The organism is Paenarthrobacter sp. CCNWLY172 (assembly GCF_037402035.1).
In the GTDB taxonomy this organism is placed as follows: Bacteria; Actinomycetota; Actinomycetes; order Actinomycetales; family Micrococcaceae; genus Arthrobacter.
This window is the reverse complement of record NZ_JBBEGB010000009.1, coordinates 87580-99815: the sequence shown is the minus strand read 5'-3', so window position 1 is coordinate 99815 and position 12236 is coordinate 87580. Positions and strand designations below refer to the sequence as shown.

General features: G+C 61.9%; 14 protein-coding genes. 8 read left to right on the top strand and 6 right to left on the bottom strand.

Features of this window, described 5'->3' with window-relative positions; all coding sequences use genetic code 11:
• Positions 1–44 precede the first annotated feature (44 nt).
• Positions 45–1670: an MFS transporter gene (locus tag WBN73_RS15285; RefSeq protein WP_207595890.1), complete on the bottom strand. Its 1626-nt coding sequence runs from the start codon at positions 1668–1670 to the stop codon at positions 45–47.
• A gap of 229 nt (positions 1671–1899) precedes the next feature.
• A complete protein-coding gene (locus WBN73_RS15280; RefSeq protein ID WP_207595893.1) occupies positions 1900–2724 on the bottom strand; it encodes a putative protein N(5)-glutamine methyltransferase in 825 nt (274 codons plus the stop codon).
• A gap of 294 nt (positions 2725–3018) precedes the next feature.
• On the opposite strand from WBN73_RS15280, the gene WBN73_RS15275 reads away from it, so the two are divergent.
• Together WBN73_RS15275 and WBN73_RS15270 are read left to right on the top strand one after the other, a co-directional pair.
• Positions 3019–3252, top strand: coding sequence for a hypothetical protein (locus tag WBN73_RS15275; RefSeq protein ID WP_337340725.1), 234 nt, complete (start codon positions 3019–3021; stop codon positions 3250–3252).
• Between the two features lie 34 nt (positions 3253–3286).
• Positions 3287–3547 carry a hypothetical protein gene (locus tag WBN73_RS15270; protein WP_207595896.1) on the top strand — a complete coding sequence of 87 codons (261 nt, stop codon included), beginning with the start codon at positions 3287–3289 and terminating at the stop codon, positions 3545–3547.
• A 91-nt stretch (positions 3548–3638) separates the two neighbouring features.
• On the opposite strand, the gene WBN73_RS15265 is transcribed toward WBN73_RS15270, so the two are convergent.
• Complete coding sequence (locus tag WBN73_RS15265; protein WP_337340726.1) at positions 3639–6194, bottom strand: ATP-dependent DNA ligase; 2556 nt, start codon at positions 6192–6194, stop codon at positions 3639–3641.
• Positions 6195–6232: 38 nt separating this feature from the next.
• On the opposite strand from WBN73_RS15265, the gene ku reads away from it, so the two are divergent.
• Positions 6233–7099, top strand: a complete 867-nt coding sequence (gene ku, locus WBN73_RS15260) for a non-homologous end joining protein Ku (RefSeq protein WP_207595905.1) — start codon at positions 6233–6235, stop codon at positions 7097–7099.
• A gap of 161 nt (positions 7100–7260) precedes the next feature.
• On the opposite strand, the gene WBN73_RS15255 is transcribed toward ku, so the two are convergent.
• On the bottom strand, positions 7261–7974 hold the full coding sequence (locus tag WBN73_RS15255) for a DUF6766 family protein (RefSeq protein ID WP_337340727.1): 714 nt from the start codon (positions 7972–7974) through the stop codon (positions 7261–7263).
• Between the two features lie 5 nt (positions 7975–7979).
• On the bottom strand, positions 7980–8504 hold the full coding sequence (locus WBN73_RS15250; RefSeq protein ID WP_207595908.1) for a DUF6328 family protein: 525 nt from the start codon (positions 8502–8504) through the stop codon (positions 7980–7982).
• 116 nt (positions 8505–8620) lie between these two features.
• Here WBN73_RS15250 and WBN73_RS15245 point away from each other — a divergent pair, with 116 nt between their 5' ends.
• Entirely contained in the window at positions 8621–8842 is a 222-nt protein-coding gene (locus WBN73_RS15245) for a hypothetical protein (RefSeq protein WP_280626038.1), read from the top strand.
• A gap of 109 nt (positions 8843–8951) precedes the next feature.
• Here WBN73_RS15245 and WBN73_RS15240 read toward each other — a convergent pair whose 3' ends face one another.
• Positions 8952–9122, bottom strand: a complete 171-nt coding sequence (locus WBN73_RS15240) for a hypothetical protein (protein WP_207595912.1) — start codon at positions 9120–9122, stop codon at positions 8952–8954.
• Positions 9123–9433: 311 nt separating this feature from the next.
• On the opposite strand from WBN73_RS15240, the gene WBN73_RS15235 reads away from it, so the two are divergent.
• From WBN73_RS15235 to WBN73_RS15220, 4 genes are all read left to right on the top strand, one after another.
• Positions 9434–9913 carry a Dps family protein gene (locus WBN73_RS15235; RefSeq protein WP_024819119.1) on the top strand — a complete coding sequence of 160 codons (480 nt, stop codon included), beginning with the start codon at positions 9434–9436 and terminating at the stop codon, positions 9911–9913.
• Positions 9914–9955: 42 nt separating this feature from the next.
• Positions 9956–10942 carry a DNA topoisomerase IB gene (locus tag WBN73_RS15230; RefSeq protein WP_337340728.1) on the top strand — a complete coding sequence of 329 codons (987 nt, stop codon included), beginning with the start codon at positions 9956–9958 and terminating at the stop codon, positions 10940–10942.
• 77 nt (positions 10943–11019) lie between these two features.
• Positions 11020–11580, top strand: a complete 561-nt coding sequence (locus tag WBN73_RS15225) for a hypothetical protein (protein ID WP_207595915.1) — start codon at positions 11020–11022, stop codon at positions 11578–11580.
• A 6-nt stretch (positions 11581–11586) separates the two neighbouring features.
• Positions 11587–12174, top strand: coding sequence for a TetR/AcrR family transcriptional regulator (locus WBN73_RS15220; protein WP_207595917.1), 588 nt, complete (start codon positions 11587–11589; stop codon positions 12172–12174).
• Positions 12175–12236: the final 62 nt, after the last annotated feature.

Below are 12236 nucleotides of genomic sequence, written 5' to 3'. Positions count from 1 at the left end.
CTTGCAGTAGTCGTCACTGCGCAGAAGTTGCAGGCAAAGAATTCCTAAGCGGGGGTCAGGTCCTTGTTGCCTTTGCCGAACACTGCGTCATCAATGGGCTGGCCGTCGAACGGCATCTCGTCCAGGTTGATGAGCGGGTTGGTGTCCTGGGTTGCTACAAGCTCGCGTGCTTCAGCCTGGGTGTCCACGCTGGGCATGGAGCCCGGCAGGGGACGCTGGGCGGATTCACGGAGGAAGTAGATGGCGATGGCACCCACGATGGATGTGGCCATCAGGTAGTACGCCGGCATCATGTCATCGCCGGTGCCCTCGATCAGGCCCTGGACGATGAACGGCGTGGTTCCGCCGAAGATCGCCACCGAGAAGTTGTACGCGATGCCCATTCCGCCATAGCGGCTGGACGTCGGGAACAGTGCCGGCAGGGCCGAGGCCAGGTTGGCGATGTAGAACGTCACAGGGAAAGCGATCAGGGCAAGGCCGGCCAGCGTGGACCAGATCTCGCCAATGCCGATCAGCATGAACGCAGGTACCGAGAAGACGATGGTGCTGCCTGCGCCTACCCACAGCACCGGACGGCGTCCGATGCGGTCAGAGAGCTTGCCGGTCAGTGGAATACAAACAGCCATGATCACCAGGACCGGGATGGTCAGCAGGGTGCCGTGGACGGGGTCGTAGCCCTTGGAATCCGTGAGGTACGTGGGCATGTAGGAGGTCAGTGCGTAGCCAACAGTGTTGGCAGCTGCGGCCAGGATCATGGCCAGCACGATCTGGCGCCAGTAGGCCTTGACGATTCCGATGGGTCCCTTGGCGACTGCAGCGTCCTGTGACGCTGCATCCTTGGCAGAGGCCTCCTGGGCGTCCAAGGTGGCCTGGAACTGGGGGGATTCCTCGATCTTGCTACGGAAGTACACCGCGATGAGGCCCAGCGGACCAGCGATCAGGAACGGAATCCTCCAGCCCCACTCCTCCATGGCGGCCTGTCCCAGCGTGAGCTGCAGGACCGAAACCAGGGCGGCGCCGAGGGCGAAGCCAATGTAGCTGCCCATATCAAGGAAGCTGGCAAAGTAGCCGCGGCGCTTGTCCGGGGCGTACTCGCTGACAAAGGTGGTGGCACCGGCGTACTCGCCACCGGTGGAGAAGCCCTGGATGAGCTTCAGGATGACCAGCAACGCGGCGGCCCAGATGCCGATCTGCGCATAGCCGGGAAGGAGGCCGACGGCGAACGTACTTGCCGCCATCAGCATCAGTGTTGCTGCGAGCACCTTCTGTCGGCCAACCTTGTCGCCAAGCCAACCGAACACCACGCCACCGAGGGGGCGTGCGATGAAGGTTGCGGCGAAGGTGCCCAGAAGGAAGAGTGTTTGGACGGACTTGTCTGCTTCCGGCAGGAAGACAGGGCCCATGGTGGTGATGAGGTAGCCGAACACGCCGACGTCGTACCATTCCATGGTGTTGCCGACGATCGTGCCGCCGAGTGCTTTGCGCAGCATCGGCTTGTTCACCACGTTGACGTCGGACTCTTTGAGCCGGCGCTTCGGGCGAAGCTTCGTTTTCTTCGTTGCGTTCTTTACTGCATCTGTGGCGGCCGGGGTTGGGCCTGCCAATACCTGGTTCCCGGTGGCGTTCCTTGCGCCATCCGGAGAGACGGTGTTGCTTTGGTCTGTGGGCATTTGGGCTTCTCCTAGGGAGGTCATTTGCTTGCGACTTCTGCTGCCCCGCTCTGGGCAGGCCTTCAATTTTACGGGGTTTCGGCGGAAAACCCGAGTTGAGATCGGATTTTTGGGCCGTTTGAGGGTGCAATTTGCCTAGGTGTGTTGCATCTCATTGCCCGTTCTTGCCCCGTAATCATGCGGATCCCGGCCTGTTTTTGCCCTCCGGAGCACCTTGTTACCAAATTGTTTAGCTGAGCCCACTTAACGGGCCCGATTCGGGCCTAAAAGCTGATGGATCAGGTGATCCGAGGACCAGCGCAGCGTCGAGATCCTCGTCTGAAACCACCCTCGGAAGCAGGCCGGCCCCCGCCATAATCCCGGCCGTCCCGGACGCCTGTGTTTCCGACGTTTCCACCAACAGCGACCCACCCGGCGCCAGCCACTCAGCCGCCCCCTCGGCAACCCGACGCTGGACAGCCAAACCGTCAGCGCCGCCGTCGAGCGCCACCAGCGGCTCGTGAAGCCGCGCCTCCGGCGGCATCATGCTGATGGAGTCCGTGGGAACATACGGCGCGTTCGCGAGCAGCACGTCCACACGCCCCAGTAGTTCACGGGGGAGTGCGGCATAAAGATCGCCCTGATGGACCATTCCGCCACGGGGCTCAACGTTGCGGCGTGCGCAGTGGACTGCAGCGGGGTCGATGTCCGCCGCGTGCAGCTCGCAGCTCCCCAGAAGGTCGCTCACGGCCGCACCTATTGCCCCCGAACCGCAGCAGAGATCGACGACGACGGCACCTGGCTTGGCGATCAGGGCCGCCCGGCGCACCAGGAACTCCGTCCGGCGCCGCGGAACGAACACGCCGGGCTGCACAGCCATGCGCGTCCCGCAAAACTCTGTCCAGCCCACAATGTGCTCAAGAGGCTGTCCACTGACTCTCTGTTCCACCATGCGGTTGAGCTCGTCCGGATGGTTGGCGGCCTCCAGGAGGAGGCGGGCCTCGTCCTCCGCGAAAACGCAGCCCGCTGCACGAAGTGTGGTGGCGATGGATGCTCTCCGGGTCACGTTTGCCATGCTAGCCGAGGAAGACTGGTGGGCCGGAAGGTGGATTGGACGTCGGGTTGGAAGTCGCTGCAGGTGAGGGGTTCACAAATCTGCCGGGACTTGGTTAGGGTATGAAGCATGGGAACACTGATTTTTGAGTAGACCGGCCTCTGCCCGTAACGGCACAGCCGCGTTTCATCTGACAAAAATCCACGCCTGTTGAGGCCCAGCCTCCATGCCGTTCCCGTTCTCGACGCCTTTTTCCCGAACCGCAACGACATGGGATACGTGTCTCTTCAGGACTCAGACTTAAGGAGTCCACGAATGACTGCCAACCCTTCCGAAAACAACACCCCCGAGACCCCATCACCGGGAAGCTCAGCCAAAACTCCGGTATCCGGCGGCATCAAGTCCAAGCTGACCGATGCCCAGAAGGCCATGCTGGCCAGCAAATCCAGGGGCGGTGCACCGGCCGGCTGGCAGAGCACCGGCAAGGGGCACAAGCCCACCTCGGCCAGCGGCAAGCAGGCTAAGACCGAGAAGAAGGTCCGCTGGTAAAACCTGCGGACAGGCACACTGGAAAGGAAGAACCATGACTGCGAACTACGATTCCGAACGCATCAATCCTGAGGTTGCAAGCCACTTGGTGGAGTCCATGGACATGGCCCCGATGCCCGAGCCGACCACCATCGCCGTTGCACTTGGCGGTGACCAGGGCAGGCAGTGGCCGGACGGTAACGGTAAACGCCGCCACCCGAAGGAGCGCGACCAAGCCCACGGCCGCATGGGCCAAGGGGCAGCTGTGACGGCCATCCACAGGACCAGCCGCCCGCAAATGCCGCACTCCTCCTAGCGTTACCCGCACGGCACCACCCCTGCGTAGCCAGCCCAACTGAGTAACAGCAAACGTCCTACTGAACCTTCAATAGAGCGTTATCTGCGACTCAGTTGGGCTGGCTGACGTCTGAAGGGGACTTGTCCGGGCGCCAGCCGCGCCACACGGGGTGCCGTAGCCGGCCGGGTCCCGTCCATTCTCCGAAGGTCACCTCAGCCACCAGCCCAGGGCTGACCCATGTGGCACCTGCCGCGTCCTCACGGGGGATGTCGGCAAAGGGAGAGGCGCTCACCACGTGGGGCTCCAGCTTCTCCATAATGTCCCGCAGCTGCCAATCCTTGAACCCGCTTCCAACCCTGCCCACATAGTGCAGCTTGTCGCCGTCCGGGATGCCCAACAAGAGGGAACCGAACGTTCCGCTTCGGGCACCTGCGCCGGGACGCCAGCCACCGACCACCACCTCTTGGCTCTGCTCCAGCTTGAGCTTGAGCCAGGACCTGCTGCGGCGCCCAATGACGTAGCGGCTGTCGGCCTTCTTCGCCATCACACCTTCCAGGCCAAGCTCAGCGGCGCTGGCCATGAGGTCGTCCACGTCGTGATCCAGGACGGCAGACAAATGCAGCGGGCAGCCTTTGCGCAGGCGCGCCGCAAACCCCGAAAGCCTCTCGCGGCGATCACGGAACGGCAGCCCGCTCAGGTCCGTGCCGCCGTCGTAAAGAAGGTCGAACAGCATGAGCTGAACCGGCACAGCTGCCCGTGCCCGCTCAATGTCTGCGGTTTTGACCAGGTTCATCCGCTGCTGCAGCCGCCCGAAATCCGGCCTGTTCCCTTTGCCGAGCGCCACGATTTCGCCGTCAGCCACGAAATTTCCGTCGGGCCAACAGCCGCGGTCAGTAAGCTCCGGGTAAGTTGCTGTGAGGTTATTTCCGTTGCGGCTCATAAGCCGGATTTCCCCCTCGGTGCCCGTGATGATGGCACGGATCCCGTCCCATTTCAGCTCATACAGCCAACCGTCGCCGCGGAGATCGTCCGTGGTCCCCGAGGTGGCCAGCATGGGGGCGTAGTTCGGTACGGGTTGGGGTGCGGCCGGCCCGGCAGGCGGTTGGGCCGGTGAGGGCTTCGCATGGCTGGCCGGTACGCCCTTCCGTGCTCCAGGCTGCTCCTTCATCAGGTGAATCAGCCAGTTCTGACCCGTGTTGATCAGCGCGAACCGTTTGGTACCGCCGAGGCCGCCGCCAGGCTCGCCAGTCAGTGTGGCAATGACTTCCTTGCCGTCACGCCATTTCTCGCACGTATACTCGCCGCGGTCCCAAATGGTCATGGTCCCTGCCCCGTACTCGCCCTTGGGGATGACGCCGGAGAAGGTCGCGTACTCCATGGGGTGGTCTTCCGTATGCACGGCCAGATTGTTCCGGTCGGGCGTTTCCGGCACGCCGCGGGGCAGGGCCCACGACGCCAGGACGCCGTTGTGCTCCAACCGCAGGTCCAGATGATAGCGGCGCGCGTGGTGCTCCTGGATCACGAAGATACCGCCGGGTGGCGGCGGGTCGCCTGGTTTTGGCTGGTCAGATGACGAGGTGCCGGTTTGCTGGGAGGCGTTGGCAGCCGACGACGAGGGAAACGGCTCCGGGGTCCTGCCCGGATCGCGCATCCCAACGTACTTGGCGAGACGGCTCTCCACTGTCACCACGCGTTCCCTGGCGGCGCCGCTGCCCGAACCGCCTGCGGCAGCACCGTCGTCGTCCTTCTCATCCTCGCCGTGGGGCGGAAGGTGCCGCCCGGAAATCGGTGCGAAGTGGTCTTTGCCCGTCTTGACGCGCTTCATCACGGCCAGAAAGTCCAAGTGCTCCAGCGACGCGGAGGTGAGTTCACGCCACGTACGCGGTGCTGCCACGGTAGGGCGCGCCTTGCCGCGGAGTGAGTAGGGAACGATGGTGGTTTTGTTCCCGCTGTTCTGGCTCCAGTCCACCAGCACCTTGCCGTGGCGGAGGGACTTTTTCATGTCGCTGACCACCAGTTCGGGGTGGTCGGACTCCAGTGCGCGGGCAAGCTCTTTGGCGAAGGCGGACACCTGCTCGGACTTCAGGGTCCCATCGAGGCCAGTGTAGAGGTGGATGCCTTTACTGCCGCTGGTGACGGGGACAGGGTCCATGCCCATGTCCTGCAGGATGGAACGGGCCAGCTTGGCCACCTCAACGCACTCGGGCAGTCCCGCCCCGGGACCGGGGTCAAGGTCCAGGACCAAGCGGTCGGGGCGGAGCGGTTTCCCTGAAGGATCCACTTGCCACTGCGGAACGTGGATTTCCAGCGAGGCGATCTGGGCCATCCACGTCAGCGTGGCCAGGTTGTTGACCATGGGGTAAACGTTGGCGTGGTCCGAATGCTGAATGGCGGCACGGGGAATCCACCGGGGTGCGGAGTCCTCAAGGTTTTTCTGGAAGAACACCTGCCCGGGATCCTCAGCAGTGCCCACTCCGTTGACCCACCGCTTCCGGGTCACCGGCCTGTTGGCCGCCGCGGGAATGAGGAAAGGAGCGACGGCGGCGTAGTACTCCAGCACTTCGGCCTTGGTGGTCCCGGTTTCCGGGTAGATGATTTTCCCCAGGTTGGTGAGGGTGAGTTCGTGGCCTTCCACGTTCACGCGCTCCTGTTGTTTGCCTGCCACCTCTTCTCCTCTGCTGTGTTGTGCTGTTGACTGGGTGCATGAGGGCCATCTGGAAGGGATCTATCGCGTTCGGTCTGGTCAACGTACCAGTGAAGCTCTACAGTGCCACGGAGGATCACGATATTAGCCTGCACCAAGTCCACAACAAGGACGGCGGGCGTATTCGGTACCAGCGCAAATGCGAAATTTGTGGCGACGTTGTGGCGTACGAGGACATTGACAAGGCCTACGAAGAAGAGGGCCGCACCGTTGTCCTGACGTCCGCGGAATTGAAGTCGTTGCCGGAGGAGAACAGCCGCGAAATTGAGGTGGTGGAGTTCATCCCCGCAGAGCAACTGGACCCCATCATGTATGAACGCAGCTATTTCCTGGAGCCGGATTCCAAATCGCCCAAGGCTTACATGTTGCTGAGGCAGACGTTGGAGGACACGGACAGGATTGCCATTGTCCAGTACGCGCTGCGGCAGAAGACCCGTTTGGGTGCGCTGCGGGTTCGGGGTGATGTGCTGCTGCTGCAGGCATTGCTGTGGGGCGACGAAGTCCGTGAAGCCAAATTCCCCTCCCTTGAGAGCGACATCAAGATTTCGGACAAGGAACTGGAGATGTCTTCCGCCCTGGTGGAATCCATGGCTCATGACTTTGATCCCGATGAGTACACCGATGACTACCAGGTGCAGTTGAAGACGTTGATCGAGGCCAAGCTGGACAAGGGTGAGGCGCTGGACACTGAGGCCACATTCGGCGTTGTTGAGGGCGAAGGAGAAGGCGGCGACGTCATCGACCTCATGGAGGCCCTCAAGCGCAGCCTGGACAAGAAGCGCGGCAAGGAAAAAGCGGACGACGACGGCGCTGCCGCCGCCAAAACTGCCAGCAAGCCAAAGGCGCGGGCCAAGAAAAAGGCCTGAACCGGCGTCGTCATCTGTTTTCTCTTGCCTTTAGTGATTCCGCAACGTGGAAATGGGCTTTGTTTTCTTCTGGTGTGAACAGCGTTTGGGGAAAAGTTCCTCGGCGGGCTTTCAACCGCTGGAATTCTTCTTTCCTGGCATGGTTCCTTTGTCCTTATCGGCTAGGTGCCCGTCTCGTAGTGCGGCTCTGCCACGGGCTTTGATTCCGGCGAGCCCCTCTCTCGAAGGTACACAGAAGCGCCCACCAAAACGGCTACGGCCAGGAACTCGCTTTGCCAGTTTTGGAAGGACTCAAACCAGAATTGGCTGGAACCGATGTACTCCCAAGCGGAGACCTCCGGGAGACCATGGCTGAGCTGTTCGTCGTTGTAAGCGGCCGCACCGCCTACGGCGTGCAGGGTGAAGGAGAGCAGGAAAAGAAGGCCCAGCAGGCCAGACAACGAGTGCTCGTAGACCTTCAGAACCCAACCGCCCCGCCTGACCGGCCATGGGGTCTTGGCGGACATTTTGGCATCGCGGGGATCCTCGTCCTGGGGTGCGTCCTTATCCACAGGCTTGGATTCCGAAGAGCCGCGCTGGAACAGGAAAACCGTCAGGACCACATACATGGCCATCTGAAGGAACTCCGATTCCCAGTTCTCAAAAATCGCTTCCCAGAAGCTGCCTGATGTCAGAAAATCCGATACACCGGTTGCCGGCCCACCGTGTGCTTGCTGTTCCTCGCTGTGATTGGCAGCTCCTGAGAGGATCATTCCTCCGAGGAAGACGACGAACAGGCCTGCATTGACCAGCAGCAAGCCGTGATCCTTGACCCAGTGACGCGGGGGCTTGGTGTCGTTGCCGGAACTGTGGTTGTGCCTAGCGGGTCGCAGCATCCCACTCACTCTTCCTTTGCCGTCCCGTTGTTGCCACTGCCGTTCCGGACGGCCCGGCGGTGCAGCCACAGCGGCGTTCCCACCACCAGGAGCAGCAGCACCAGGACGATGAATCCGGCTGCAACAAGCCCGGCGGTCCGTCCAGCGGTAAAGTCGAAAACCAGAGTGGCGGAGCCAACAATCAACAAGGCCACGCCGGCCAGCGCCCACTTGGTCACAACGTCGGCGCTGGAGACCAAGGTGGCCTTGAGCCCCCTGCGGAACAGGCGGCGATGAACACTGACGGGCAGCACAATCAGGACGGTGGTCAGCGCTGCCACCATCACGTTGAACAGGTACAGGCTCCGCTGCCAGTCGTCCAGGAGTTCGAATCGTTCCTGAAAGGGGAGCGTGAGCAGGAAGCCGCCAAGGATTTGCACCCCCGTTTGGAGAACCCGTAACTCCTGGATCAATTCCATCCAGTTGCGGTCCATCCGTTCCTCGGTGGACTCGTTCCTGCCGATTCTGGGAGCCTGCTCCGGCTCAACCATCTAGGCACCTCCGTGGTGGTTTCTGTGGACGCCGACCAAGCACCGGGCTACGGTCGGAACTGTCAGCATTCCTCGATTTCTTTATCGGGGCCTCGCCGGATTTTCAAGGAGGAACAATGAGTCAGGACGATCACCGGGTAGACCCGGACAACGAACCCGGGGGTTACGGAACGCCTACCCCCGAACAGGAAGTGCCTGGCCAGGGAGATCAACGCGAGACTCCGGAGCGGCCCGCTCAGGGGGTGCCTGACGCTCCCGGCGACGAGTTCCCGACGCCAAAGGACCCTGATGCTGCCCCGCCGCCCCCGGCCACCGGTGATGGCCCGGTCCGGGAGTAGTTCAGGGCGGGCGTTGCTGCGGCGTGGGACCGGCTCGGCGCTGGAAATGGTTCGGCGTGGAGAGCAGGAACGCCGGAGGCACTGCCTCCGGCGTTCGACCCTGTCCCGTCTAGACCGTATGTCCCCTGCGGCCCGACATAAAGCTCAGCAGCCAGCCAATGGCTGCGACGACGAGGAGGACGACGCCTACCCACAGAAGCCAGCTCAGTGCTTCGGTAAAGCCGCCTACCAAGAGAAGAACAATTGCTACTACACCAGCAATGATCAGAAGTGTATTCATGGTCAGCACATTCCTTTCTGGGGGAATCTTTGACTAATGTCGCCGGTTCCCAACTATGCATTCCGATTACTTCGATTGAGTTATGCCGGTACTTGGAGGCGTTCCGCCGCCTCAAAGTGCCTTTGCCGTTATTGCCTGCCGGCGGTCCTCCGGAGTGCGGGTTCGCCAGTCGTGAACACTAACTGTTCCCATTGTACTACTAAGCTTCCTTATGAAAGGCTTATTGGAGTCGTCACCTGATGATTGGGCAGTTGCCACAGATAACTTTGTGGCACGTTTTAGGCTCACATGAACGTCTATGAGAGGAACACATGAAAGCGTCACAGCAGCTTGCAGACAACCTTCAGATCGTCCTGACAGACCTTATTGAGCTACAGCTTCAAGGCAAGCAGGCGCACTGGAACATAGTGGGGCCAAACTTCCGCGACCTTCACCTCCAGCTGGACGAGCTGGTAGTTGCCACGCGCGAATTCGCTGACGACACCGCCGAGCGTATGAGGGCCCTCCACGCCCTGCCTGATGGCCGTAGTGCGACCATCGCCAAGGGCACGCGTCTGGAGGAGTTCCCGGCAGGCCTGGTCAACACCAAGAATGCGGTCAAGCTGGTCACTGACCGCGTGGAGCGTGCTGTCCAGACAATGCGCGATGTCCATGACGAAGTGGATGAGGAAGACCCCACTACGGCGGACCTGCTGCACGCATTCATCTCCCGCCTTGAGCAGCTGGTGTGGATGATCAACGCGGAAATCATGAACGCCGGCGCTGCAGTGACGGATCCGGACGAGGCCTAGAACTCAACGGGCCGGGCCGATCACGAGTAGGGCGGAAGAACTGTGCCACGACTTAAGCGCACTGACCTGTCCAAGCCCGGCATCGTCCGCCGTAAGGTGGGAAAAGGGTTCAGCTACCGGCACCCCGACGGGAGCCTGGTCAGCAAAGAGGATCGCCAGCGCATCAATGCGCTGGCGATCCCGCCTGCATGGACCGATGTGTGGATCAGTCCTTTCGAGAATGGGCACATCCTTGCCACGGGCGTCGATGATGCAGGGCGCAGCCAGTACATTTACCACCCCACGTGGCGGGAGCGGAAGGACACCGAGAAGTTCATTCGGGCCGCCAATCTGGGACTGGTCCTGCCGGCGATCCGGCGCAACGTCACCGTCCACCTTCAGAACACCGAAGATCCGCGGCAACAGACCCTCGCCGCGGCAGTGCGGCTGATGGACCTCGGCGCCCTTCGGGTTGGCTCCGAGGTCTACATGAAGCAAAACGGCTCCTATGGGCTCACCACGCTTCGATGCCGTCATGCCCGGGTGGAAGGGCATGATGTCTTCCTGAAGTTTCCGGGCAAAAGCGGACAACTGTGGGACAAGTCAATCCGCGACCCCGCCTTGGCCGCCTTTTTGGAACCGCTGGCCGAGCGCCCCGGCAAGGAACGCCTGCTGGCTTACCTCTCGGAGGGAACGTGGGTCTCCGTGGACGCGTCCATGATCAATGAGTATCTCCGGGGTATCTCAGGGGAGGCGTACACCTCCAAGGATTTCAGGACATGGAAGGGCACTGCTGCCGCTGCCCTCTGCCTCATCAAGTCCGGACACAAGGGAACCCCCAGGCAAGCCATTGTGCGGGCCATCAAGGAGGCCTCGGAACTCCTGGGCAACACCCCCTCGGTGGCGCGCTCATCCTATGTGGATCCGCGGATTATCGAGGCCTACCTCTCCGGAGAACTGAAGGACGTGAAGCCCACGGAAGCATCGATCGCGGCCTACCTGAATGGCGAAACGCCGAAGATGCAGCCAGAGGTGGCCGCCAAGTCCTGACGTCGGCCGCTCGAGCGCATTTTATGAGTACACTCGTACTAATAAAGCTCGGCCGGAAAAACGTTGAGGAGCGGTAAATGATCCTGATCGCGATCGTGGTGTGCGAAGTTGCGTTCTGGGTGGCGATCATCGCCGGGCTCGCAGCGCGGTATCTGCTGCGGAAACCCCGCCTTGGCAGCGCTCTCCTGATCCTTGCTCCGGTGATCGATGCTGTCCTGCTTGCCCTGGTGGCAGTCGATCTCCTGGGCGGGGGAACAGCCTCATGGCAGCACGGACTGGCGGCGATCTACATTGGCGTTTCCATCGCGTACGGCAAACGCATGGTGGCATGGGCCGATGCGCACTTCCAACACCGGTTCTCCGGCGGCCCCGCGCCGGAAAAACTCACAGGAACCCGCTACACGGCCAAATGCTGGCGGGATGTCATCCTTACGGCGTTGGCAGTGGTCATCGCCGCGGCCACCCTGGGAGCGATCATTCTGCTGGTCAACGACGCGGAACGAACCTCAGCGCTCTCGGAATTCTTTCGCATTCTGGGAATCATCTTCGCCATCGACTTCCTTTGGGCAGTGAGTTACACGATCTGGCCGAAGAAGGCCGCCCGAGCCGTGCCCGCTGCTGCTTCTTCTTCGCGGTGAAACGCCATGCCCCGGAGAATCGACGCAGAGGCACGCACCGCAGCGATTGCGGAGGCTTCATTACGTGTCCTTGAACGTGATGGACTCCAGGGCCTGTCTGTGCGCGGGGTTGCGGCGGAAGCGGGCATTGCCGCCGCTTCGTTGCGGCGGGCCTTTGCCACGCAGCATGCCCTCAGGGAGTACTGCCTGCAACTCATTGAGGACCGGGTCACCGCCAGGGTCTCCGCGCTGGAGCTGACCGGCCGCGCGCTGGTTGATGGGTTGCTGCTGCAGTTGCTCCCTCTCGACCAAGAGCGACGCTTGGAACTGGTTGCGCAAGTCCAACTCGGCGTTCTCTCCCTTACCGACAGCGAGCTTCGTCCTGCTGCGACCAGGCTAAGCGACGCAGTAGGGCGCGCATGCCACGCAGCGGTACAAATACTGGCTGAAGCGGGTCAGTTCAACAGCGAGCGTGATCCAGAGTATGAAGCGCAGCGGCTACGTGCCCTTCTTGACGGAATCGCGATGCATGGGCTGTGGAGCGGGGAACTGCCGGAGTCGAGTCAGATGCCCGGCGTGCTCGCTCGCCATCTCGATGAGCTCGCCGATCCATAACCCGTTGTGGCTGCGGACGCCGACAGCCACAAAAAGAGCCTGGCGACACCCGAATCCGGGTG